Raw genomic sequence first — 22,964 nt, 5'->3', positions numbered from 1 at the left:
TAAGTAGCTGGCCATATGGAATCATATATTTCTGGCTACTTGGGCAGGTGCTATGTGAGGCACAACGGAGGGAGCATAGCCGTAGCTATGTGACCGGAGTTGTAACGAAGCAGAGTGCCTGAACAAGGAGTCAGAAATATATGATTTCATATGGTTAGCTACTTATTTCCCGATACAGAAAGAGCTTATCCCTGATAAATTCAATCAGTTAGCTGAACCTAGTGGTGCAAAAGCTGACAGAAAAGTGTCTTTTATCCTCCAAACAACGATAAGTATGACAATGATCTGATCATTGTGGGTGATTGCGATGGCAAAAGGATGGAGGGAATCACTTGTTTGGCACGTTTTGATATGGCCATTGAGATCGCGAAATTCAATTCAGGGGCTGCCGTAGGCAGTCACCTGGAATTTTCTGTCATAGCTTGATTTGATTCATTACCAAGCCGTAAATTTCTTCACATGGACGCCCATGACTCATGAATGGAGTTAACTTCTCGTATGAAAGTGATGAAACTAATAGTGCCAACTTTAGTAGCTCCTGTCTTTCGGCCTGATTACCCTGATTTGTTAGATTTCCGTCCACACCATACTGACGAGCGATGCTTTGTACTCCTCCATGAGTGAAATCATGCATATTGACCAACGCAGGCTCAATAGAAGACTTAAAACTCCTGAAGACGTCATTTTGAGGTACAGCCTCCTCAACCTCACTTAACAATATGTCTAACTTATTCGGAAATGCAGTTTTTCACAACCTTCACTGATCTTATCTTCAGAAAGGCAAAATTTTACCCACATTGCTCTGAGGTAACTTTCAACCATTGGACGAGCAAGCGCAAAACTCGATACAGTCAGTTCCTGCTTATCCAACATATGTATAGATAAACTATGATCAATGGATCCTGTAAACAATGGGATATAAAGACTGTTCTTCTTGCCGTATGTGTACTCGATGGTATTACAACAATTATGGATGACTCTAAAATAGTCTAAAACTTCTTCCTCAAGTTTCACTATATTCTCAAAGAGCTATAACAAACTGGGTTGAAAGGTGTGCACCTGAAGAATTGAGTGGGGCTGGTCCCCCACTTCATTGGTTACACAACAATGACACTGAAATTATCCTGTGCCGTAGTCAGCAGCGATGAATTTAGCTCCCTAATTGCTTGCAAGCAGTCCCCATGGCTGCCTGTCAGTAAATCTTCACATTCAGACCAGAAACCGTCACTGTATAACAGCAGCCGTTTAGATTCAGGCCTTGGCAGGGTGGCTGTCTTGAGTTTCTGACTATTTTTCTCCCCTGTTTTCATTTTACAGCTCGGGATATGTCTGCATCTAACGCAATACTCAGGCAAAAAGCAGTTCCCTTATCATTCTGGCTTATGGTATCCATGATGGCCAAAACATTGCGGGCAAGTTGCGCTTCAGGAGACTCTGAATAAGCCCAGTCAGCAGCCTTAAGCTGTCTACTAAACGACCGAACAATTGTCGCAGTGTGCTCGATATGATCAATACCATCACAGACAAGGTAGGCGTGACCGCCTTCAATGGGCCAGTGTTCTACATGATCTGCGTTCAGTGATTCCCGTGCGCCGGTCCGGCTGTTGAATACGTCTGGAATCAATGGCTCAGCTCCTTCCAGCCAGTTGAAAGAATCGATCTTCAATAATGTCGTATCGTTCCGCTTCTTCACCGTTCAGAGCATTGTCCAAAAGGTATTCAAAATGGACGTCACTAATAAATTTAGTCATTTCGCTCTGTACGTAATTACGAAGGTCTTCGGCCCCTGACAGAATTTCCTCCACTAGAGCATCCCGCCCATTGACCAAGATAGCAATATCTTCTGCATCCTTACTGGAGAGAATATCTGCCCCTCGGTTGAAGTAAGCAGCCAGCTTGGTGGCCAGCAGATAGGGCGCTGTAACGATGCGTATAGATACATCGCCGGGCAATGTATATGCAACCGCCTTTTCCCGCCCAATTTGAAACCATGGGTTAGAGAATCCCAGTATGTCTTCATTGTCAGGCATAACATCAACGATGATTCCTTTGCAGACGTAACGGCATATAGGAGAAAATTCACCATCTTCCGGCTCACTGTCTTCAGCAAAACCTCGTTCTCTGAGCTTTTCGGCCAGTCGTTGATAATCACCATAGCTGGTAACAGATACGATAAAATCCACATCTTTTGTGCTGCGGATATCCATAGGCTGAGCATCGTCCAAATGCAGAGATACCGTAGCACCACCAACAAACGCTACCTGTTCCAGAAGCTCATCTCCCAGGGCATCGGCAATACCCAGTAATAGCACTTCGTGCTCCGTTAATTGCATCCTTTAGTACCTTTTAATTCATTCAGGAAGGGGAGAGCTTCTTCTTTCTCTCGGGTGGAACCTATCCGGTAGATATCCACCAGCGCCAATTGCCGATATAACCAGCTATCAATCATGACCGCTTTAGATACCGATTTATAAAGAGGTGATATGGCCACACCTTTTACTGTCCCTCTGGCACAGGGCCAAACAGGTGGGTACTCGGTTGAACTGGCAAAGACCTCGTTAAATACCGGAGCGGCATAACCTGTTGGGATACCTCGTACAATCTGACCTCGCTCGGTAAAAAAAGCGATACCAGCACCGTACCTTATAAAGTCCACCAACACTGGACGATTTACACGAACCCCCCTTCGGCCTCTACTTATAAGGAGTCCTGCTGCAATAGCTCTTTTCGCAGACTGGTTTGCTTCGCTCAGAGAGATGAATAGCTGCTTTGCGAGTCTTCGGTAAGTCCAATTGTCCTGATTTGACTCACCCTGGGCTAGAAATTCATCTATCGCGTCCAAGTCAGTCTGTTCAAAATCCTCTTTTTCAGCAGACACAATCACTTCATCTTTTTCACTGTCGTAAAAACTGATTTGCTCCAGATCATTTTTGTTTAATAGCCAGGCTTTGCCCTGCATATCTCTGGCTGAAACCCCATGGTCATTTCCGCTGTCTTCGTAGCTAAGTATTTTAAGCGTTACCAATAAGTCTTGAGGTTTTAGCATATTGGTGATCCATGATGTTTTCTGTTTGCGAACAGCGAACATGTTAGCTCATATACAGCTATCTATGTCAATAAATTATTTTTAATAAGAAGGTCAAAGGTTCAGCAGCAGGTATTCCCGAAAGCCCTCCAGCCAACGGTCATTCACCTGGTCGAAATTCAGGTCAAAACCGCGGCTGTATGCCTTTAGATGCTTTAAGGTCGACACCCATATACTGTGATTACTGGGTGATGTGCTTTTTTAGATTTTGATTGTTCGAATTTTTGCAGATTACTTCCCGATACAAAAGGACGAAAAGATGCGCCCCAGCAGATCATCACTGGAAAAGGTTCCGGTAATTTCTCCCAGGGCTTTCTGAGCAAGGCGAAGGTCCTCGGCGAGCAGCTCACCGGCTCCAAGGTGCTCCAGCTGTTGACGACCGTTCTCAATATACTCTCCCGCCTGTCGCAACGCTTCCAGGTGGCGACGCCGGGCAGAAAAGCTGCCTTCCATCGCCCCTTCAAATCCCATGCAGGCTTTCAGGTGCTCCCTGAGAGCACCAACCCCGTGCTCGCTTTTCTGATCATTACAGGCACAAAGTCGTATAACCGGAACACCATCCACTTCTGAAAACCCGGGCTGTTCACCGGTAAGGTCGATTTTATTGCGAATGATGGTCAGTTTCTCCTGAACGGGCAAACGGTCGGCAAACTCAGGCCAGATATCATGAGCACGGGTTGCCTCGGTTGATGATCCATCCACCATCAGCAACACCCGGTCAGCCTCTTCAATGGCTTTAAACGCCCGCTCGACACCGATCTGTTCCACCCGGTCTTCGGTTTCACGCAGACCGGCGGTATCAATCACATGCAGTGGCATGCCATCGATATTGATATGCTCTTTCAATACATCCCGGGTAGTGCCGGCAATATCGGTGACAATGGCCGTGTCCCGGCCAGCCAGAACATTCATCAGACTGGATTTTCCGGCATTGGGCCGACCGGCAATCACCACGGTCATGCCATCCCTGAGTATCGCGCCCTGGCCCGCTTCACGGATAACCTCATCAAGTTGTTGTGAGATACTGGCCAGCTCACCGGTGACTTTGCCATCGTTCAGGAAGTCAATTTCCTCTTCCGGGAAGTCGATAGCGGCCTCCACATAGATTCTCAATTCGATCAACGACTCCACCAGTGCATTGACCCGTTGTGAGAAAGCGCCTTGCAGTGAGCGTAAGGCGGAACGTGCCGCCTGCTCGGAAGTGCTGTCGATCAGGTCAGCAATGGCCTCAGCCTGGGCAAGGTCCAGTTTGTCATTCAGAAAAGCCCGCTCGGAGAACTCCCCGGGGTTGGCCTGACGGACGCCCAGGCCAAGAATGCGTTTCAGCAGCATATCAAGGATGATGGGGCCACCATGGCCCTGAAGCTCAAGCACATCCTCACCGGTAAAGGAGTTGGGGTTGGGAAAATAAAGCGCGATGCCTTCATCCAGAATCTGGCCACAGGCATCATGAAATGGGGTGTAGTGGGCAAAGCGCGGTTTAGGCTCCAGCTTCAGTACTTCTCTTGCCACACGCAGGGCATCAGGACCCGACACCCGAATAATACCCACGCCTCCCCGACCGGGGGCTGTGGCCTGGGCGACAATGGTATCCTGGTGAAGGTTGCTGAAATCAGACATAACGAGCCATCGGTAACTGCTAAAACGATGGCATAGTCTATGCCCGGTGCCTGTTTTAGTACAGGATCATGAGCTTATCTTGCGGGGCAATTTCAACTGGCTGTTGTCACGGAGCTTGTTGATATCTCTGTTGATAAAAGCATCCGGGTTGAGTTTATAGAGGTCCTCCATCAAGGATGTCCAGTTGTCATAGTCCGGATACAGAGGCAAGAGTTTAATCGCCACCATGCTGATGGTATAGCCTTCAGGGACCTTGTATACCGGAGTCTTACCGGTTCTGGATAGCAGTGAGTTACTGATTTTGTTGTATGAAGGGGCGGTCACATTCCCAGTGGTTTCCTCAGGCTGTCTGACGCTGAGGGGTTCCCCTTTCATACGTTCCACCGGTTTGGATGATGTCGATGTGCCATCCATAGTGTGTTTGGGGGATTGTTTCTCTGGTAGCTGCAACACAGTCCCTTTTTTGATCGCACCAATATCATTATTTACAAACAGTGAGGGGTTTAGCTTTGCCAGTTCCTGGAGTAAGTCATACCAGCTGTCGAACTGTGGATAATCGGGTATCAGCTCATGGGCAATGGCAGCAAGACTTTGACTTGCAGTGACCTTATAAATAGTTTCTGTCTTCTGCTGCATCGGCTGCTCAGCAAACCTCGATGGCATTTTTCGGTCCAGCTTTGCCAACGTCTGATGCGTTTTTTCCGACTTACGGTGAATATCGGTATTTGTTGTCTGCGCTTCTGCTTGCTCCGAAGTGGGAGAGAAAATCCGCTCTTGCTTTGCTAACACCTGATGTGTTTTTTTCGGCTGACTGCTTTTCGTATTGGGTGTCTGTGCTGCTGATGACTGTTGAGCGGCAGCGGCCCTCTTTTTGGCTATTTTTGCCAACTTCTGCCGTATTTCCTGCCGTTTACGGTGATTATCAGCGTTTGATCTCTTTATTTCTGGCTGCTGTTCAGCCAACTCCTGATTTTCCGCCTCAATCTCAACCACACCGGCATTGGGCATGATCAGTATTTCATTCGCCCGAAGCCTGTTTGGATTACCGTCAGTGAAAGCCCCGGGGTTCATATAAACGATCTGTTGCATCACCCCTCGCCATCCAGTGGGATGGGGATATTTATACTTCATTCTCCAGGCAATCGTACTGACATTGTCGCCAGCCGCAACTCTATAAAGATGATCATTTTGACGGGTATCAGGGAGGTTTAACAGGGTTCCTGTGCGTATCTTGTTGATATCACCGCCGATAAATGCATCAAGGTTATTTCTCACCAGACCTTTCATTACCCACCGCCAGCCCATTGAGCCCCGGTCAGCCTTGCTTAGCTTCATGGCGATAGTGCTTAGCGTGTCACCTTTGGCAACCCGATACGTTTTCTGTCCTGCCATCAAATTGCCACGGGGCATGGCTTTATCAAGACGATCAGAATGACCGGCGTCAGGTAGGTTTAACAGGGTTCCTACACGTATCTTGTTAATATCACCGCCAATAAATGCACCGGGGTTACTGCTCACCAGACCTTTCATGACCTCGCGCCAGCTGCCCGGATAAGCGTTGCTTAGCTTCATGGCTATGGAGCTTAGACTTTCACCTTTGGCAACACGGTACGTTTTCTGCCCTGCCATCGACGAGGGTAGAGCATCGTTACGGTTGATCCTTCCGGTCAATACGTTATCGGCTGTCCCGGATGGACGGTTTTCCCTGGCCTGCCTATATCCATCCAGTTTTTTACGCAATGCTGCCAATGCCTGCGTTTTGGCAACATCACCAGAGCTCTTTGACGGTGAGGTATCCTGATCAACCGATTGGTCGGAAGAATGGTTCGGTTCCTGTTCATAGGACTTCAGTTTGCTGCTTAATGCCGCCAACGCCTGTTTTTTAGCAATGTCATCGGATGTTTTTGCCGGGGCGCTATTCTTGACAACTTGTGGCTTTTTCCCACCCCTGATATCTAACAGGTTAAAAGCAATGTGTCGTCCGTTGTTGCCGGGACGAATTTCATAAATACCATAGGCCTTTTTTCTTCCCGCCGAAAACCTGACCACAGCCGTCAGTTGCCTGGCATTGATGTTACGGGTCGAGCGAGCCCTGAGCACCGTTTCTCTGTTGCTATTCGCCGTTATATCAAACTGAAGACCTGCAACCTGCTGATTGTAATCGATGCCTTGTCGGTAATAGTCGGTAATTGAGCCCAACTGAACCTTAAGGTTGTCTTTACCGGCAAGGCCTTCTGGCAGGTCTTTGATGATAATTGTTGAGTTTAATGAGTGGCTGACCGTCGAAGGTGCTTGCCCGTGTTGACTGTGTGCAACGTTGGTTTTGCCCGCAGGCTTGGCAGTATCAGATGTTTTTACCGAAGCCCATGATACCTGATTGTTTCCCTGGAGCGTTCCTGGCAGTTGCAACCGCGTATTAACCCGCAGTTTATTGATATCACCATTAATGAAGGCCTCTGGATTCAGAGAGGCCAGCTGGTTCATCAGGGTTCGCCAGTTGGCCACCCCCGGATACCGGGGCAGCAACTCCATGGCAATGCCACTGATGCTTTGCCCCGCCTTGACCCGGTAATGCCCGGCGGAAGACGGCGTAAAAACATTGGCGTCTGACGCAGTAATACTGGTCTCAGAGGGTAATGGCTGAACCGAAGCGTAGGCCTGTCGGGCTTTGGCGGTGGTAATCGGCTGTTCAGGCTTATGGTCAGCGTTAAGCAGATTGAAGGTAACCTGCTGTTCGTTACCGGGCGTTAACTTGAAATCATAGATGCCATATATTTTCTGGCTCCCCACCGTCAACTTGATCACAGCCTTCAGTTTGTTGGTGGTAATTTCCCGAACGGAGCGAACCTTGATCAGCGGCTTGCCATCGCTATCCCTGGCCACTTTAAAGCGCAGACTGGAGACCTGCTTGTCATACTCAATATTATGCCGGGAAAATTCGGTAATAGAGCCAAGCTTCACCTTCAGCTTCTTATTGGTAAGTTCTGACGGCAGAGCATCAATGGCAATGGTCGCATTGAGTAGTTGGTACTGATCAGTACCAATGGTCATATACCCCAGCTCAGGATTGGCTGATGCGCTCCCGATAACACTGCTTACTATGGCTGTGCTTATCAGTTTTTTAATCATGTTGCTGATCTTATCCAGTTAGCCCAACGTGGGAAGGCCAAGTTACTAACTGTTTATCGGTTCAGCCCCAAGCAACTGTAGAAAATTCAGGCGCTAATTTTTTTCCGCATCAGCATGAGAATGGGCAGGCACTTTTCAGAAGAGGGTTTGATCAAAGCGAGGTTGAAGAGAAGAGGGGGGCGAAGCAGCTTTAACCGGAAAAGCTGCTTCGCAGAAGGCTTAGCCTTCTTGTTCGATTTTCCGGGTAATAATGTACTGCTGGATAATCGACAGCACGTTGTTGGTCACCCAGTACAGAACCAGACCCGCCGGGAAGAACAGGAAGAAGAAGGTGAAGATTACCGGCATCATCTTCATCACTTTAGCCTGCACAGGATCTGGCGGTGTCGGGTTCAGCATCTGCTGAATGAACATCGAAGCACCCATGATCAGTGGCAGGATGAAGTACGGATCCATCTGGGACAGGTCGTGAATCCAGCCCAGCCACGGGGCCTGACGCAACTCTACCGACTCCAGCAGAGTCCAGTACAGGGCAATGAACACCGGCATCTGGACAAGAATCGGCAGACAGCCCCCCATCGGGTTGACCTTCTCCTTCTTGTACAGCTCCATCATGGCCTGAGACATTTTCTGGCGATCATCGCCATACGTCTCTTTCATCTCCTGAAGCTTGGGCCCCAGTTTGCGCATTTTCGCCATGGACCGGAAACTGGTGGCATTCAATGGATAGAATACCGCCTTGACCAGTACCGTCAGCAGAATGATGGACCAGCCCCAGTTACCAACCAGCGAGTGAATCCACTTCAGGATGGTAAACAATGGCTGAGCCAGGAACCAGAGCATGCCGTAGTCAACGGTCAGCTCAAGACCATCGGACAGAGACTTCAGATTTTCCTGGTTCTTTGGACCAACATACAAAGTGGCACCAGTCTCAATGGTCTCACCAGGCTGGGCCACCATGGCATCGTCATAGAAGCCGACAAAGTTGTAGCCATCTTTGTTCTGCTTGGTGTAATACTGGTGGGCTTTCTGCTGATCAGGAACCCAGGCACTGACAAAATAGTGCTGGAGCATGGCGGCATAACCGCCCTGAACCCGCTCAGCGAAGGGCTTATCAGAAAACTCATCAAAAGGCAGCTTGGTGTAAGGCTCATCATTAGAGCGAGCAGCTGCGCCCAGATAAGTATTCATTGGCGCTTTGGAGTTAAGCTGACTTGGATCTTCTGAATTATCCCGCTTCAGCTGGGCATAAAACTGATCACGCCACACCTTATTGCTGTTATTGATCACCTGGTAATGAACAGCAACATCGTAGCGGTCACGATAGAAGGTGAAGGTTTTGGTAATGTCGACCCCATCCATGGTTTTATGGAGGTCAACGGTCAACGTGTTCTCACCCTCCTCAAGCGTGTAATTGGCCTGCTTTACCTGGTATACCCCGCGAAGGTTGTTCGCATCCGGGCCATCGGTTTTTGCCAGCGCACTCTGTGCAGTGAAGACACAGGTGGTTTCTCCCTGACAGTCCGGGCTGTTCACCAGAAGCTGGAAAGGCACCGTTGGCTCACCCTCTTCCGGCAACCATGCCGGGTATTGCGGCAGGGTCAGGCTGATGATATCGCCACCGGCAGGGTCAATCAGCGCATCAATGGTATTGGTGTTGACGCTGATAAGCTGGGCAGAAGGTTTTACCGCACCATCGTCGGTGGCGGGAATAGCGTTGCCATCAGTCAGCGACGGCAGATCGGAACCAGCTTGACTGCTGGATACGGAGTGAGCGACGGATGCCGACTTCGGCGTACCGGGATAGTCTTCATTCCATTGCTGCAGTGTTAAAACACCAACTACAGCAATTGCGCCGATCAGGAGTGTTCTTTGGAAATCCATGAGTTCCGGGCCACACATTCAGGTGAATGAATATGATTGTCTGATTGTGTCCGATGACCACCAGAATCTTTTTCCGGTACCGGGTCAAATCCTCCTGGATGCCAGGGGTGGCACCTCAGTAGTCGGAGCAAGATAAGCTTGCTACCAGTCAGAAAACCATGACGATTTAAGGCTTCCAGGCCGTAGGCAGAGCAAGAGGGGTAAAAGCGGCACCGGCTGGGCATCAGAGGACTCAGCGCATAGCGGTATATCCTGATCAGTCCGGTCAGCAATGATCGGGGGATAGTTGCTAATCTGCCCATAAATGCCTTCATTTTTTCGGCGCCCTTAGTCCTGTAGAAAGCCCCTGGCTCTATAGAAAGCCTTTAGCCAGATCAAAGCCTTATTGCTTATTAACATGCCCTGTGCGGGCAACAGCCTCAGACAGTCGAAACTCAACTGCGGCTGTTTATATAAGAAAGCTTTCTAAGCCTGGTCGAGCCGAACAGGAAAAACCCCGGGGCTTCCTGTTAACTCTGGCATTTTCTTCAGGTTGGATATCAACGTGATGCCGACGCTTCCCATTCGTGCAGCCTTCGTTTCAACCTTTGCCACTGCTGGTTGAGTAGCAGGTTCAGGTCACTGTCATTCAGATCACTGAAACCTTTGCGGACCAGAACGACAATATCCAGGTTACCAACTTCATCCTGTTGCAGACGAAAGGTTTCCCGGATATGACGTTTGGCCCGGTTTCGGCCAACGGCAGTACGAATATTTTTTTTGGCAACCACCAGTCCCAGTCTTGCCCGGCCAAGCTCATTGGCTTTTGCCAGTATCAGAAGCTGTCTGCTGGATACCTTGATATCCGTTGTATCAAATACCTGTTTGAAATCAGCCGAGGAGCGTAGCCGTGATGCACGGCTAAAAGATAAGCTCACACTGATGCTCTCTTAGCCACAGGCGGTTGATCAGGCTGACAGACGCTTGCGTCCCTTAGCTCGACGACGGTTGATTACCGCACGGCCATTCTTGGTAGCCATGCGCGCACGGAAGCCGTGGTTACGCTTGCGCTTCAGGTTGCTTGGCTGGAAAGTTCTTTTCATCGTGGTTACTCGTCTTAATGGACTTACAAAAGACGGGCATTCTAAGTAATTGCAGGGTTAGCGTCAATTTGCATTTGTCAAGAAGCACCGCATTACCACCCGTTGTTTCTCCCTACACTTCCTTCGCTCTTTCCGTCCTGAGTTGATGATCATCGCCGTAAAGCTGGTTTTCAATTTTTTCCCGGCCGGCTCTGCCCTGCATTGCACGAATTTTCTGCAGGTTGCCCAAAGGGGTGGCCTTAGCGATCCGGCTGTTTAATACACCATCATTTTTCAGGCGGTTGCGCCATTCATTGAACTTGTTGGCAGCCTCGTAAAACGCGGCCGACAATGCCCTGATCCGGCGGATCTCTTCGATACCATCAGCAGGGTCCCGGTCCCGGGCAATATCTCCGTAAAGATGCCCAAGCATTGACAGATAGGAAGCGGTGGTAAACGCCATGGACAGACTGTGCTCAAAATCAGTTAACTGCTGTTCGGCCGTCTCCAGCGGATGATCCTGCCATCGCCGTTTGAGATCCTCCAGGGCCAACGGTTCTGCATGGAGAAAACAGAGCCAGTTTAAGGATTTATCGATCACCAGATGACGCAGTGCATCACGGGCCACACTGACGTCGCCGGTCAGGGGAATGGGCTCAATCCGGGCCAGCCCGAACTGGCCAAGCAGGGGGCTTTGCTGGGGGATTACCGAGAATTCAATGGTCTGCTCCCCTGCCTGCACTGACTGACTTAGCAACTGCAAATGCTGGCGGTTATTGGCCAGCTCCCGCAGGCGCCACAAATCCAGCCGGGCGATGGTGGCTTGCTGAAAATCCCAGTTGACCTTTTCATTGGCTGCCAGGAGCAACTCATAGGCATGGTCATACCCCTGGCAGGATATGGCATGGGTAACCGACAGACTCAGGATCGCCATTTCGTATTGGGTAAGCCATTGGGTTTGATGTTGCGGAACAACGGCCTGGGCAATATCCACTGTCGGCCGGTTTTCAGCATCAGCTGCTTTATTTGCCCTGCCTGTTTTGTGGCTGTCGCTGTCGGCTGCTGAACGCTCTTTGCCGCCCCTGGAACCCGCTCTTTTATGTTTGGACCGCTTGCCTTTGTTTTTATTTCTGGGCGCTACAGCGGATGACCGTTTTGGCATGTCATCACTCAGCAGCCAGTCATCGTTTAATGCAGGGGAATTCACCACTGAACTGGCTTCAGCACTTAACTCCAGGCTGTCGCGGACCTCGGCCAGCTCACTCTGCAGCTTGACTGCACCTAAACGTCCATAGTGTTCCAGCACATCATTGAGTAAACCGGAAATTTTCAACAGGTCCGGTTCCATGGATTTTAACAACAGCAGAGCCAGCTTCAGCTTGCCGGCTTCCACACCACGCATAATGGCTGATTCAATACTGGCAATGGCTTCTTCAGTATTCGCATTTTCTTTACTCATCTGGAGTGAGCCAAGCAGCCAGAAAGCTTCAGGAAAACGGGATAACCGGGCCTGAGCAATGGCCTTGTCGAGCTGTCCATCCAGATAAAAGATCAGGCTTTTCAGGTAATATCTCAGGTCATCATTCTCGACTCTGGCAACACTATCCTCACAGGCATAATTGATCAGAAACTCCATAAGGGCATACAGCGCCGGATTATCCTGGCCATCGTTACAGGCCGCTTTCTGCGAATTTACCAATAGTTCTTTGACGGATGACAGCGCGCGGTTCTGGTACAGACTCTGCAAAGCGATCAGGCCAATGTCCGGCGAGCAGAATCCGCTTTGCCAAAAACCAAGACAGTAGAACGCATACTCGAGCGTACAGGTCTCATCGAATTCGCCAACGCCCATAATATCCTTTCTTATGCCCTTGACGTCCCGGATCGTGGTGGTGGTTAATTCAAGCAAATGCGCTTTTATCTGCTGCCATTGAGTGGGCACATCCTCAGCATCCTGTTCCAGGCGGAATATCGGGTCTGAGGTAACCAGTTGTTCAACAATGTCATACAGCTTTTCACATTTGGCAATATCAAGACTGTAACAGCGGATATTCCCCAACGAAGTCATGATTTGGCCAAACAGAATCTTCGACAATCTCTGATCGTCCATGGTGGGATCATCGGCCGAATAGAGGCAGGACATACGCAGCCGGGCTCTCTCTTTATTAATCTCCCGGATTAGGCCATCGTCCAAAAGAGCGACCACCTTGCGGTTGATAACCAGAGTGTTAGCACTTCGACCTCTATCAGAAATTACCAGCAGGCTCAGATACCAGATACACATAATAAACAGCTCTTGCTGTTCATCAGGAGTATCTGGCTGGTAACTGAGCAAACACTCCACAAGCTGATCGTCATAATGGCACATCTGCTGTTCCAATCCGTGGAGCTTGCAGTTGTTCCTCATCGATGGATCCAAACTCAACGCATCCTGCACGAATAGGCAGTTAAAACACCAACGCTGAATCCTCTCAGAGAACATTGACAAGTTTTTGTTCCTGGCAATTTGACCGATTTCCAGGGTCAACTTTGGAATCATTTTACGGAACAGATTGATTTTACTCTGCAATTGATTCCTACCCAGGCAACAATAGTACCCGATTGGCTCAAATCCCCCGTATGTCGGCATAAATTCCATTTCTAACAAAGGATTTATCTTGTACCGGTTCAGCTGAAAAACGGTTCCCTTTGAGATCTGCCTGAATCCATCCCTACCTTCCCGGGCAGTCGAGTTTATATTGGCCACAGACTGCTCGGGCAGCTTCTTTTCTGTTTGACTGGCATCCTTGACACATCGCCCGAAAGCACCCTGGCTAGCCAAGTGCCCTGTGGCCTCAGTGTTGGTCATGGGCATCTGTGCCTCCAGCACAGCCGTCAGCCTTGATAGCGGATCTAACATAATGAATGAATTTTATTTTGTTGGTATGGCCTTGTTGAACACCCTGTTCAAGTTAGTACAAAAGATCAAATAATGTTAATCACCAGGCAGCGATTCATAGATATATAAATAGATAAGTTATCTCTTATGTAATGTGTTTTTGATTTTAATGTAATTATTAAGGCAGGGTTTTTCTGTGGATAACTCTATTTATGCCAGTTATCGTCTGCCTTTGAGCATGTGTACTTTTTTGTAGAAACCCTGAATGTATGCTGTTGTTTTGGTCTTGATGCCTTGTGGATAAGTATCGATGTTATCCACAGATCTCTTTTTATTCAATTTACCCACAGGAAGATCATAGGGTTTATTGCCATTTATGAACTGACCTACCCACAGGGAATAGTGAGCAATATTTTCCTTCGCATTATGGCTGCTTTCTTACTAAGCCATTGAATTATCGAGATATGTTGCTGGTGAATGCTCTGTTGTCCTATCTTGCAGGTGTGGATAACTTTTGCCAGAAAGGATACAATTTCCTTTTGTCTATCCAATCGTTATTTCATACCTGAAGGTCTTCAGCAGGCTGTCTGACCGGCTTCAGTGATACCCGTATCAAATCTTGATCCTGATCTATATCTGGAGAGTCTGGAGAGTCTGGAGAGTCTGGAAAGTCTGGAAAGTCTGGAGAGTGGTGGGAGAGCGGGAGAGTAGAAGAGTAGGAGAGTAGGAGAGTGCCTGTGCCCCTTGAGCTGTGGCAAAAATGTATCGATATCCTGCAGGATGAGCTGTCTTCTCAGCAATTCAATACCTGGATTCGCCCTTTGAAAGTGATGGGGGACGAACACGACTTGTGTTTACTGGCTCCCAACCGGTTCGTTGCCGACTGGGTGAAAGAGAAGTTTTTGCCAAGAATCGAAGAGATTCTGGATGAACTGTCCGATGGGGACTCTCCAGCCGTCGCGTTGGCGGTTTCCAATCGTCGGCCCCCCTCACTGAGCAAACGATCTGCACGGCCAAGAGAGCCTCAGCTCAGGGAAGTGCCACCCAGAGAGATTCAGCCTGCGGCAACGGTGACCGTTTCTGAGAAACCCATTGAGAATCCACTGAAACAGGCCGCTATTGAGCGTTCCGTGGTTACCCATGAGCTGGTGTCTGCTTTAACGGTAGCGCAGGACAATACCCCGGAGCCGGATCTGGTATCAGAACCCGCTCGCTCAGGTTTTCAGGAAGATGACAGCAGGCAGTCAGAAGAGCCCGCCCAGATCAAGGTAAACCCGCTGAAAGAGCTGGTGAGTGATGCGCCTGAAGAGCCTGTTACCCCTGCGCGGCAGGTTGAAGTAGAAGGGTCTATCAAGCATCACAGTTCGCTGAATACCGGTTTCACTTTTGAAACCTTTGTTGAGGGTAAATCAAACCAGCTGGCCCTGGCAGCCGCTCGACAGGTGGCAGAAAACCCCGGTGCTTCCTATAACCCACTGTTCTTATATGGTGGTGTTGGCCTTGGTAAAACTCACTTGATGCATGCGGTGGGTAATTTCCTGGTCAAGCAGAACCGTAATGCCAGAGTAGTTTATTTGCACTCCGAACGCTTTGTTGCGGATATGGTGAAAGCACTGCAGCTGAATGCCATTAATGATTTTAAAAAGTACTATCGTTCGGTTGATGCGCTACTGATTGATGATATCCAGTTCTTTGCCGGTAAAGAGCGCTCACAGGAAGAGTTTTTCCACACCTTCAATGCGTTGCTCGAAGGTGGTCAGCAGATGATTCTGACCTGTGACCGTTACCCAAAGGAGATCAGCGGCGTTGAAGAACGGCTGAAGTCCCGGTTTGGCTGGGGTTTAACGGTAGCCGTTGAGCCGCCTGAGTTGGAAACCCGCGTTGCCATTCTGATGAAAAAGGCAGAACAGCAGAAAGTAGAACTGCCCCACGAAGCCGCCTTCTTTATTGCCCAGAGAATCCGTTCCAATGTGCGTGAACTCGAAGGTGCCCTGAAGCGGGTGATCGCCAGTGCGCACTTTATGGGGCGCCGTATTGATATTGATCTGATCCGCGAGTCCCTGAAAGACCTGTTGGCTTTACAGGATAAACAGGTCAGTATAGATAATATCCAGAGGACGGTTGCTGAGTACTACAAGATCAAAGTGGCGGATATTCTTTCCAAGCGTCGCAGTCGTTCTGTGGCAAGGCCACGGCAAATCGCCATGGCACTCTCCAAAGAGTTGACCAGTCATAGTTTACCCGAGATTGGTGATGCCTATGGCGGACGTGATCATACCACCGTTCTTCACGCTTGCCGTAAAGTAAAAGAACTGGTCGAAGTGGATAACGAGATCAAAAGCGATTACAAAAACCTGTTGCGCTCACTGACAAGTTAATTCCACCTTATTCAACCTCATAAAAAGGTGAATACCTTTTTATATCAAGAGAAAGGAAAGCGATGAAATTTACCATTAATCGGGAAGCATTGCTTAAGCCACTTCAGCTGGTTGCCGGTGTGGTTGAGCGCAGACAGACGCTGCCGGTATTGTCCAATGTGTTGATGGTAGTCGATGGAAACCAGCTCTCGTTAACCGGTACTGACCTGGAAGTCGAACTGGTTGGCCGTGTCGCCCTGGAAGATGTTGCCCAAGCCGGAGAGATTACGGTACCGGCCAGAAAGCTGATGGATATCTGTAAGTCCCTGCCTGAAAACACTCTGATTGAAGTGCATCAGGATGATCTGAAGGTCAAGGTAAAGGCTGGCCGGTCCCGGTTTACCCTCTCCACGCTGCCGGCCAATGAGTTTCCCAGTATTGAAGAGGAGGCCGGATCGGTATCCTTTACCATTGGCCAGTCACGTCTTCGTCGCCTGATTGACCGTACCGGCTTTGCCATGGCCCAGCAGGATGTTCGTTACTATCTGAATGGCATGCTGCTGGAAGTCAGCCAGAACTGCCTTCGTGCGGTGGCTACCGATGGTCATCGCCTGGCCATGTGCAGCGTGGAAGCCGATATCAACCAGCAGGATAAGCATCAGGTCATCGTGCCCCGTAAAGGTATTCTTGAGATGGCACGTCTGCTCACCGAAGGGGAAGAGAGCGTTCATATTACCCTGGGTGCGAATCATATCAGAGCCAAAACCGGCGATTTTATGTTCACCTCCAAACTGGTGGACGGTAAGTTCCCTGACTATGAGCGGGTGATCCCCAAGGGCGGCAATAAAATCATTATTGGTGATCGCCAGGAGCTGCGTCAGACATTCCAGCGTGCGTCTATTCTGTCCAATGAGAAATACCGGGGCATACGCCTGATTCTTTCCGATGGTCAGCTTAAGGTGATGGCTAACAACCCGGAGCAGGAAGAAGCCGAAGAAGAGTTGAGCCTGGCTTATCATGGTGACTCCATGGAGATCGGGTTTAACGTCAGCTATCTGTTGGATGTGCTTTCTGTGCTTTCTGGTGAGGCCATCAAGATGACCCTCTCCGACCCGAACAGCAGTGCGCTGCTTGAGGAGTCTGAGTCTGGTGACTCCACCTATGTTGTTATGCCTATGAGGCTGTAACAGCCTGTCGGCAGAAGTAGTCAGTGTCTGATGTTGTGGCATCAGACACTCGCCCTGATCCGGCTTCCGGGCTACTCAGGTTCGGAAATAAACAGAATATGATTCAACAGCTCTCCATAACCGATATTAGAAACCTCTCCTCTGTTTCGCTTACCCCTTCCCCTTCTGTAAACGTGCTCTACGGGCTCAATGGCAGTGGTAAAACCAGCGTGCTTGAGGCCATACATCTTCTCGGGGTTGCCCGATCGTTTCGGACCTCTCGAATTAAACCGGTGATCAATCGCGATGCCGAGGTCTGCACGGTGTTTGGCCGAATCGGTGTGCCATCGGGAACCATACCGGTTGGTGTTTCCAGAAACCTGCGGGATGAAACACTGCAGATACGGGTGTCCGGAGAAAACCTGAAGTCCACTTCTGAGCTGGCCAGGTTACTGCCCTTACAGGTGATTAATCCGGACACCTTCCGTTTGCTTGAAGGCTCCCCAAAGCTGAGAAGGAACTTTATTGATTGGGGCGTGTTTCACGTGAAACATCATGACTTTTTCCCGCTATGGAAACGCATGCAGAAGGCACTGAAACAGCGGAACAGTCTGCTCCGTCATGGTAGAATAAATGGTTCTGAATTGACTTCGTGGAACATAGAGTTTGCCAAAGCAGCCAATGCCATCGACGTGTTACGCGGCGACTATATCGAGAGACTGACGCCCGTCTTCAATGAGGTGCTTTCGGAATTGGCAGATCTGGATGATCTTTCTATCCAATATTACCGAGGGTGGGATAGAGAGCGAGAGCTGCATGAAGTACTCAGTAGTGGACTGGCACGCGATGTCCAATCGGGCTATACCCATGCCGGGCCGCAACGGGCAGATTTAAGGATTCGGATGGGCAAAGGCAGTGCGGTTGATATCCTCTCACGAGGTCAATTAAAACTGGTGGTCTGTGCACTGAAACTCGCTCAGGGCTTTCTATACAAAGAGCTGCAAGACAAACAGTGCATCTTCCTGGTTGATGATCTGCCATCAGAACTGGATACCCCTAATCGACAAAAGCTTTGTCGATTGTTTCAAAAAATGAACTGCCAGACCTTCATCACCTGTGTTGAGAAGGAGGCACTGGAACATTGCTGGTTGCCTGAAACGGAATTGAAAATGTTTCACGTGAAACATGGGCAGGTTACTGTTACATCACATGAGAACCCTGGTCAGCAAAGTATTCGCCGGGCTGAGTCTTTGGAGATAGAGCATGAGTGAACAAAACTACGACGCATCCAATATTAAGGTCCTCAAGGGCCTGGATGCTGTCCGCAAGCGCCCGGGGATGTACATTGGTGATACCGATGATGGTACCGGTCTGCACCACATGGTGTTTGAGGTGGTTGATAACTCCATCGATGAGGCGCTGGCGGGGCACTGTGACAAGATTTCGGTCATTATCCACCCGGATGAGTCCATCACGGTTAAGGATAATGGCCGTGGTATCCCTGTGGATATTCATGAGGAAGAGGGCGTTTCTGCCGCTGAAGTAATCATGACGGTGCTTCATGCCGGTGGTAAATTTGATGACAACACCTATAAGGTATCCGGCGGTTTGCACGGTGTTGGTGTGTCAGTGGTTAATGCCTTGTCCAGTCAGCTGAAACTGACCATCCGCCGCCATGGCAAGGTTCATCAGCAGGTGTACCATCAAGGGGTTCCGGAAGAGCCGTTAAAGGTTATTGGTGAAACGGATGTTACCGGCACGGAACTGCACTTTATTCCTTCCCCTGAGACCTTCTCAAATATTCAGTTCAGTTATGACATTCTGGCCAAGCGCCTGCGTGAACTTTCGTTCCTGAATTCAGGGGTCTATATCCAGCTGACAGATGAACGTACCGGCAAGGTTGATGACTTCAAATACGATGGTGGTCTGAAGGCCTTTGTGGAACATTTGAACCAGAATAAAAGCACCATCAATAAAGTCTTCCACTTTGAAATCACCCGGGAAGACGGTATTGGTGTGGAAGTGGCCATGCAGTGGAATGACAGCTTCCAGGAAGGGGTATTCTGCTTTACCAATAACATCCCCCAGCGCGATGGTGGAACACACCTGGCGGGCTTCCGTGCGGCGCTGACCAGAAGTCTGAATGGCTATATCGAACGGGAAGGTTTCCAGAAGACGGCCAAGGTGGCCACCTCCGGTGATGATGCCCGTGAAGGTCTGACGGCAATCATCTCTGTCAAAGTGCCGGACCCTAAATTCTCCTCCCAGACCAAAGACAAGCTGGTGTCCTCCGAGGTAAAAACCGCGGTAGAGCAGGAGATGGGCAAATACCTGGCGGACTACCTGGTAGAAAACCCCCAGGAAGCCAAAGCGGTTGTCGGTAAGATGCTGGACGCTGCCAGGGCCCGTGAAGCCGCCCGTAAGGCCCGTGAAATGACCCGCCGTAAAGGTGCCCTGGACATTGCCGGATTGCCAGGCAAACTGGCGGACTGTCAGGAGAAAGACCCGGCACTTTCTGAACTCTATATTGTGGAGGGTGACTCGGCGGGCGGATCCGCCAAGCAGGGCCGCAACCGGAAGACTCAAGCGATCCTGCCTCTCAAGGGTAAGATCCTGAACGTTGAGAAAGCCCGCTTTGACAAGATGCTCTCCTCCCAGGAAGTCGGAACCCTGATTACGGCCCTGGGTTGTGGTATTGGTCGTACGGAGTTCAATATTGAAAAACTCCGCTACCATAACATCATTATCATGACCGACGCGGATGTGGATGGATCACACATCCGTACACTGCTGCTGACCTTCTTCTTCCGGCAGATGCCTGAGCTGATTGAAAATGGCTACATCTACATTGCTCAGCCACCGCTGTACAAGGTTAAGCGTGGCAAGCAGGAACAGTACCTGAAAGATGATGGTGCGCTGGATGGTTACCTGACCCAGTCAGCACTGGAAAATGCCAGCCTGCATGTTAATGAAAATGCTCCCGGGATCAGCGATCAGCCCCTTGAGGAGCTGGTGAAAGAGTTCAGAGACGTCCATAAAGTGGCCGATAAGCTGTCCCGTATTTACCCGGTCACTGTACTTCGGGAAATGATTTACATGCCCGAAGTGACGGCGGAGAGCCTGGCTAATAAGAGCATAATGGAGTCCTGGGTTGCCCAACTGAGCGAGAGAATTGAGAATCTGAAAGCTGCCGGTAGTACCATGACGTTCTCTGTAGAGGAAGATAGGGAACTCAATGTCTGGCTGCCCAAGGTGACGATTATTGCCCACGGTGTCGATAGCCACTATCGCTGGAATGCCGACTTCTTCGCGTCTACTAACTATAGAAAGATCGTTTCTCTCGGTAATAAACTGCAAGGGTTGATCGAGGAGGGAGCCTTTATTCAGAAAGGGGAGCGCAAGAAGGACGTGTCTTCCTTTGAGGAAGCCCTTGAGTGGTTGATGAGTGAATCCACCAAGCGCCATTACATTCAGCGTTATAAGGGACTGGGTGAGATGAACCCGGATCAGTTGTGGGAGACCACCATGGATCCGGATGTCCGCAGAATGCTGAAGGTCACCATTGAAGACGCGATTGCCGCAGACCAGATCTTCAATACACTGATGGGGGATCATGTAGAACCCCGCAGAGAGTTTATCGAAAGCAATGCATTGAATGTTGCCAATCTCGATATTTAATCCAATTCAGTAGAGCCGGTTTTAACCGGCACTGTTTTTACTTTTTTGATTCTCAGGTGCTCTGCTAATGTCTCCAGAATGTAAAGCAATGATTCGACAGGAGTTGGAAGAGGCGAGGGTTGTACTGAGCCGATTCCTGGATGATGACGCCAATCTTGAGTCCATTGATCTTGCTGCCCGGTTATTGTCTGAAAGTTTTAAAGCCGGTGGGAAGGTACTGTCCTGTGGTAATGGCGGTTCCCACTGTGACGCCATGCACTTTGCTGAGGAGTTGACCGGACGTTTCCGCGATAATCGCCCTGGCTATGCGGCTATTGCCATTTCCGACCCCAGTCATATCTCCTGTGTATCCAACGACTTTGGTTATGAGTATGTCTTCTCACGTTACGTTGACGCGGTAGGCAGGGAAGGGGACGTACTGCTTGGCATCAGCACCAGTGGTAATTCCGGGAATATTATCAAGGCGGTAGCAGCGGCCAGGGCAAAAGGGATGAAGGTTATTCTGCTGTCAGGCAAAGATGGCGGCCAGATGGCAGGAATGGCGGATGTTGAAATTCGTGTGCCTCACTTTGGTTATGCGGATCGGATTCAGGAGGTCCATATCAAGGCAATCCATATTATGATTCAGCTTGTTGAAAAATATATGGAATAAAAAAAATCACTGTCATACCAGTTTTGGGGGGGCTGGTAGCTGCGGGAAGGTAGTGGTTTGTCTTGTGGTCAGCCCTGTCTAACGGTTGATCGGCCTAATACCATAGGCGGTAAAGGCACTGGCACCTGCAACGAGTCCCCCTAAAGCTATAATGGCGTTGCGAAGTGCGGTGGGGAACCGGATGCCATTCGTATCGCCATATATGTCACAGGCACAAGCCGATGTTAAAGCTCCGGAAGTCATCCCGACGGCAGTTCCGAAAACTCGAGAAGCTCCACCAGCAGACCCGAAAGAACCAACAGCAGAACCGAGAGCCAGGATAGCACTGGCAGTCACATAAGTAGCCAAAGTATGACCAATAAGATTCGGCAAAGCATCTAAGAGCACAGCTTGGAAATCTTTATCAGCAGTGGAAATATAACCTATTAGAAGCCCGGCACAAGCCATACGTGTCACAGACGTGAGTACATGTAAGCCACGCATAATAGCTTGTGGGCAATGTTGTTTAAAAATGCTAGTGGCTGCGGTCGAAACAGCAACCACACGTTCAGACAACGGAATATAATTTATTCTCTGCAAATCATAATCAGTGAATGGTTGTACACACAGCGGACAGTGCCTTTGGTCAGAAGTGCCTAACCATAGTCGCATACATGATCGGCCATATACATGCCCACAGGTCAGTTGGATGAGTTCACAGTTTGCTACGTCATGACATATAGAGCATGAAACACCGTTAGTGACGTTCATAATATCTGTTGTTTTTACTGCTTTGAAAACCTTAGGACATCTTTATTTGGCTCTGGTTCCCTATGGCTGAATTTTTTGGGAACCCGGGTTATTCTCGGACAGTCTTAAGTCCGACAGGTAGCCTGGCTAAAAAAGTACGCTCTATTTTCCTCCAGTCTTCAGTTTTTAGCCGGTCCTGTCGGTAAGGGTGCAGTTGGTTAGCTTCGGTAAAATATTCAGAAACCAGATTGTTCAATTCATCTTTTGAAAAGAAATCCTGTGTTTTCTCAACAGGTAATAATGCTGCGATACGAAGGCAGTGCCCTAACTGACTAAAAGATGATGCATCAAGATACTGACTTTTTTCTATTGCATTACATCCATGCTCAATGGCTTTAGCCAAAAGCCCTGGAATTTCCTTGCTTTGACCAGAATAAAGGCACTCTCTGAAGTAACGGATACTGATACACAAGTCCACTTCAGGCCCGGCAAAACCCTGGACATCAAGTTGCATTTGGTCAAACTGACGCCAGTTCATTAAATCAATATTAATGTCGGCAAGGGCCAGTTCAATTTCCTTGTCGTTGCAGGGGTTGCCTTCATGCCCGGAACGGTCGCTGCGCAGCTTGGTAAAGATCGTCAGCGCCTCCTGATACCGTTCCATGAGCTGGTATTGTCGGCCAAGAGTCAACTCTATGTCCTTGTCGTTGCAGGGAGTGTCTTCA

Annotated in this window: 18 protein-coding genes and 2 pseudogenes; 5 read left to right on the top strand and 15 right to left on the bottom strand. The window is 49.3% G+C overall.

Annotated features, from left to right (window positions below):
* Positions 1 to 723 precede the first annotated feature (723 nt).
* The 12 genes and pseudogenes from CX664_RS28320 to CX664_RS21025 form a co-directional block, all read right to left on the bottom strand.
* Positions 724 to 1,014: a DUF6988 family protein gene (locus CX664_RS28320; protein ID WP_420810383.1), complete on the bottom strand. Its 291-nt coding sequence runs from the start codon at positions 1,012 to 1,014 to the stop codon at positions 724 to 726.
* 292 nt (positions 1,015 to 1,306) lie between these two features.
* Positions 1,307 to 1,624, bottom strand: coding sequence for a hypothetical protein (locus CX664_RS21075; RefSeq protein ID WP_101748632.1), 318 nt, complete (start codon positions 1,622 to 1,624; stop codon positions 1,307 to 1,309).
* A gap of 4 nt (positions 1,625 to 1,628) precedes the next feature.
* Positions 1,629 to 2,333 (bottom strand): hypothetical protein, encoded by a 705-nt coding sequence (locus CX664_RS21070; RefSeq protein ID WP_101748631.1) that lies wholly within the window; start codon positions 2,331 to 2,333, stop codon positions 1,629 to 1,631.
* On the bottom strand, positions 2,324 to 3,088 hold the full coding sequence (locus CX664_RS21065) for a hypothetical protein (RefSeq protein WP_219622250.1): 765 nt from the start codon (positions 3,086 to 3,088) through the stop codon (positions 2,324 to 2,326). Before CX664_RS21065 ends, CX664_RS21070 begins: the two co-directional genes overlap by 10 nt.
* A gap of 51 nt (positions 3,089 to 3,139) precedes the next feature.
* Positions 3,140 to 3,271: pseudogene (locus CX664_RS28315) on the bottom strand (phage integrase SAM-like domain-containing protein); the annotation flags it as partial.
* A 45-nt stretch (positions 3,272 to 3,316) separates the two neighbouring features.
* On the bottom strand, positions 3,317 to 4,705 hold the full coding sequence (gene mnmE / locus CX664_RS21055) for a tRNA uridine-5-carboxymethylaminomethyl(34) synthesis GTPase MnmE (protein ID WP_101748628.1): 1,389 nt from the start codon (positions 4,703 to 4,705) through the stop codon (positions 3,317 to 3,319).
* 66 nt (positions 4,706 to 4,771) lie between these two features.
* Positions 4,772 to 7,834 carry a FimV/HubP-related protein gene (locus tag CX664_RS21050; protein WP_101748627.1) on the bottom strand — a complete coding sequence of 1,021 codons (3,063 nt, stop codon included), beginning with the start codon at positions 7,832 to 7,834 and terminating at the stop codon, positions 4,772 to 4,774.
* Between the two features lie 219 nt (positions 7,835 to 8,053).
* Positions 8,054 to 9,718 carry a membrane protein insertase YidC gene (gene yidC, locus CX664_RS21045; protein ID WP_101748626.1) on the bottom strand — a complete coding sequence of 555 codons (1,665 nt, stop codon included), beginning with the start codon at positions 9,716 to 9,718 and terminating at the stop codon, positions 8,054 to 8,056.
* Positions 9,694 to 10,020, bottom strand: a complete 327-nt coding sequence (yidD, locus tag CX664_RS21040) for a membrane protein insertion efficiency factor YidD (RefSeq protein ID WP_206679225.1) — start codon at positions 10,018 to 10,020, stop codon at positions 9,694 to 9,696. Before yidD ends, yidC begins: the two co-directional genes overlap by 25 nt.
* Before the next feature lie 237 nt (positions 10,021 to 10,257).
* Positions 10,258 to 10,635, bottom strand: a complete 378-nt coding sequence (gene rnpA, locus CX664_RS21035) for a ribonuclease P protein component (protein ID WP_101748624.1) — start codon at positions 10,633 to 10,635, stop codon at positions 10,258 to 10,260.
* 30 nt (positions 10,636 to 10,665) lie between these two features.
* Positions 10,666 to 10,800 (bottom strand): 50S ribosomal protein L34, encoded by a 135-nt coding sequence (gene rpmH / locus CX664_RS21030; RefSeq protein WP_081622094.1) that lies wholly within the window; start codon positions 10,798 to 10,800, stop codon positions 10,666 to 10,668.
* 112 nt (positions 10,801 to 10,912) lie between these two features.
* Positions 10,913 to 13,198, bottom strand: coding sequence for a hypothetical protein (locus CX664_RS21025; RefSeq protein WP_146000191.1), 2,286 nt, complete (start codon positions 13,196 to 13,198; stop codon positions 10,913 to 10,915).
* 1,190 nt (positions 13,199 to 14,388) lie between these two features.
* Between CX664_RS21025 and dnaA the strand changes: the two genes are divergently transcribed.
* From dnaA to lpcA, 5 genes are all read left to right on the top strand, one after another.
* A complete protein-coding gene (gene dnaA / locus CX664_RS21020) occupies positions 14,389 to 16,035 on the top strand; it encodes a chromosomal replication initiator protein DnaA (protein WP_219622249.1) in 1,647 nt (548 codons plus the stop codon).
* A gap of 62 nt (positions 16,036 to 16,097) precedes the next feature.
* Positions 16,098 to 17,201, top strand: coding sequence for a DNA polymerase III subunit beta (gene dnaN, locus CX664_RS21015; RefSeq protein ID WP_101748622.1), 1,104 nt, complete (start codon positions 16,098 to 16,100; stop codon positions 17,199 to 17,201).
* A gap of 23 nt (positions 17,202 to 17,224) precedes the next feature.
* A complete protein-coding gene (gene recF, locus CX664_RS21010; protein WP_441081544.1) occupies positions 17,225 to 18,451 on the top strand; it encodes a DNA replication/repair protein RecF in 1,227 nt (408 codons plus the stop codon).
* Entirely contained in the window at positions 18,444 to 20,858 is a 2,415-nt protein-coding gene (gene gyrB, locus CX664_RS21005) for a DNA topoisomerase (ATP-hydrolyzing) subunit B (RefSeq protein WP_101748621.1), read from the top strand. The genes recF and gyrB overlap by 8 nt, the downstream gene beginning before the upstream one ends.
* Before the next feature lie 67 nt (positions 20,859 to 20,925).
* Complete coding sequence (gene lpcA, locus CX664_RS21000) at positions 20,926 to 21,510, top strand: D-sedoheptulose 7-phosphate isomerase (RefSeq protein ID WP_101748620.1); 585 nt, start codon at positions 20,926 to 20,928, stop codon at positions 21,508 to 21,510.
* Positions 21,511 to 21,588: 78 nt separating this feature from the next.
* On the opposite strand, the gene CX664_RS20995 is transcribed toward lpcA, so the two are convergent.
* The 3 genes and pseudogenes from CX664_RS20995 to CX664_RS26625 form a co-directional block, all read right to left on the bottom strand.
* Positions 21,589 to 22,089 carry a hypothetical protein gene (locus tag CX664_RS20995; protein WP_244910704.1) on the bottom strand — a complete coding sequence of 167 codons (501 nt, stop codon included), beginning with the start codon at positions 22,087 to 22,089 and terminating at the stop codon, positions 21,589 to 21,591.
* A gap of 36 nt (positions 22,090 to 22,125) precedes the next feature.
* Positions 22,126 to 22,260 (bottom strand): annotated as a pseudogene (locus CX664_RS28310) (RING finger domain-containing protein); the annotation flags it as partial.
* Positions 22,261 to 22,348: 88 nt separating this feature from the next.
* The coding region (locus CX664_RS26625; protein ID WP_180966574.1) for a hypothetical protein at positions 22,349 to 22,964 on the bottom strand (616 nt) is incomplete at its 5' end.

Origin of the sequence: Endozoicomonas acroporae, assembly GCF_002864045.1 — a bacterium.
Lineage (GTDB): Bacteria > Pseudomonadota > Gammaproteobacteria > Pseudomonadales > Endozoicomonadaceae > Endozoicomonas > Endozoicomonas acroporae.
This window is presented reverse-complemented; position numbering and strand designations above follow the sequence as displayed.

Bases quoted from the DNA above. Each gene is read 5' to 3' on its own strand.
- CX664_RS21050 (WP_101748627.1), bottom strand. From the start codon at position 7,834: ATGATTAAAAAACTGATAAGCACAGCCATAGTAAGCAGTGTTATCGGG.
- CX664_RS21065 (WP_219622250.1), bottom strand. From the start codon at position 3,088: ATGTTCGCTGTTCGCAAACAGAAAACATCATGGATCACCAATATGCTA.
- lpcA (WP_101748620.1), top strand. From the start codon at position 20,926: ATGTCTCCAGAATGTAAAGCAATGATTCGACAGGAGTTGGAAGAGGCG.
- CX664_RS21070 (WP_101748631.1), bottom strand. From the start codon at position 2,333: ATGCAATTAACGGAGCACGAAGTGCTATTACTGGGTATTGCCGATGCC.
- rpmH (WP_081622094.1), bottom strand. From the start codon at position 10,800: ATGAAAAGAACTTTCCAGCCAAGCAACCTGAAGCGCAAGCGTAACCAC.
- yidC (WP_101748626.1), bottom strand. From the start codon at position 9,718: ATGGATTTCCAAAGAACACTCCTGATCGGCGCAATTGCTGTAGTTGGT.
- gyrB (WP_101748621.1), top strand. From the start codon at position 18,444: ATGAGTGAACAAAACTACGACGCATCCAATATTAAGGTCCTCAAGGGC.
- yidD (WP_206679225.1), bottom strand. From the start codon at position 10,020: ATGGGCAGATTAGCAACTATCCCCCGATCATTGCTGACCGGACTGATC.
- mnmE (WP_101748628.1), bottom strand. From the start codon at position 4,705: ATGTCTGATTTCAGCAACCTTCACCAGGATACCATTGTCGCCCAGGCC.
- dnaN (WP_101748622.1), top strand. From the start codon at position 16,098: ATGAAATTTACCATTAATCGGGAAGCATTGCTTAAGCCACTTCAGCTG.